Source organism: Candidatus Micrarchaeota archaeon (genome assembly GCA_028866575.1).
Taxonomy (GTDB): Archaea; Micrarchaeota; Micrarchaeia; order Micrarchaeales; family Micrarchaeaceae; genus UBA12276.
Map to the genome: position 1 here is coordinate 1 of JAGWHU010000052.1, position 1,017 is coordinate 1,017.

At 56.6% G+C, this 1,017-nt stretch carries 2 protein-coding genes; both read left to right on the forward strand.

The window, feature by feature from the left end; genetic code table 11:
• The coding region (locus KGI06_06400) for a hypothetical protein (protein ID MDE1871839.1) at nt 1-210 on the forward strand (210 nt) is incomplete at its 5' end.
• Nucleotides 211-478: 268 nt separating this feature from the next.
• Nucleotides 479-1,017: hypothetical protein (locus KGI06_06405; GenBank protein MDE1871840.1), on the forward strand; the 539-nt coding region annotated here is incomplete at its 3' end.

A 1,017-nucleotide genomic window follows, 5' to 3' on the forward strand; every position in this document is an offset into this window, starting at 1 on the left:
CTAATGGATTCGCCTGAAACACGGCTGAAAGCTATACGGTCCGTTATTGAGACCCATCCGGCGAACAAGGAAAGCATCCGGTATAACCCGCAACATACAACCGCCGAGGGTGACGATTACAAGCAACTCCGGCGTGATGAGCGGGAAATAAACGGGCTCATAGCCAGACAGGGCCGACAACCCATCAACTCGCAACTCGCGCGAATGTGAATGATATCATGAGCAACGAAGCTAACCACCCTGACGATTCACACCCTCAAAATCCCACACCAAAGAGCCGCCGACCGAAGCAGCACCGGGACGCAGGAGCCACTTTGACACCACGGCAGGTAAAAAGGCTAGGTCAATGGGGAATAAAGCGTAGAAATCTCGTCCAGCGAGCGTGGCGAGGACTTTGCAGCCCACGCGCAGCTATCAAACTCCAATGCCTGGACTGCCAGGGCGAGGATGGCGCCGCTGTGGCGCAATGTGGCGACCGATGCTGTCCGCTTTGGCAATTCCGGCCATTCCAGCCGAAGCCATGAGCACCAATGGCGAACAGAGGGCCGCGAGACGCAATCCAACGCTGGACCGTTTACCACCGCACTCGCCCGAAGCCGAGCAAGCCGTTTTGGGCTGCATCATGGACGATGCCGCGACCGCCGTTCCCGATTGCATCGAGGTGTTCCAAGCCGATTACTTCTACGACCTGCGGCATCAGGAAATCTACGCCGCCTGCCTGGCGCTCTACGAAACCAAAGCGCCCGTTAACGTTATCAGTGTCATGCAATGGCTCAAAGACCGCCAGAAACTTGAACAGGTCGGCGGGTTGGATTACCTGGCGCAACTCGAACAGAACGGGCTGCCCGGTAGCTCTGCGGCCATGTTCGCCGAGACTGTCCGAGATAAAGCGTTGTTGCGACGTATGATACAAGCCTGCGCTGGCGTGGTGTCGGACGTTTACGAGCATGAAGGTGAAGTCGATGAAATTCTGGACGCTTGTGAACGCAAAATACTGTCCATAAGCGAGTCGCGGGT